The following is a 333-nucleotide window of genomic DNA, read 5'->3' as shown; positions in this document are numbered from 1 at the left end:
CTTTGGCGCCGGTGTATTATCGACTACTTTTTTTGGACGGGGTTCCGTTGCAGGAGCTGAAGAACTGCTGGCATGGAAATTCAGGCCAGTGGCAACAACAGTAACCCGCAGCTCATCGGTCATTTCCGGATCAATAACAGTACCGACAACAACCGTTGCATCTTCAGCAGCGTATTCACCAATAATGTCACCTACTTCCGAGAATTCGCCCAATGACAAATCATAGCCTGCGGTCACATTCACCAGGATGCCACGTGCTCCTTTCAGGTTGACGTCTTCCAACAGAGGACTGCCAACAGCTGCTTCTGCGGCCTGACGTGCACGGTCTTCGCC

The 333-nt window shown here is 52.0% G+C and carries 1 pseudogene; it reads right to left on the bottom strand.

Annotation, left to right across the window (positions count from 1 at the left end):
* Window positions 1-333 (bottom strand): annotated as a pseudogene (locus Q4563_RS17910) (cell division protein FtsZ); the annotation flags it as partial.

The sequence above is a fragment of the Gilvimarinus sp. 1_MG-2023 genome (assembly GCF_030548285.1).
The sequence above is the reverse complement of the archived record's forward strand: the minus strand, read 5'-3'. Positions and strand labels throughout refer to the sequence as shown.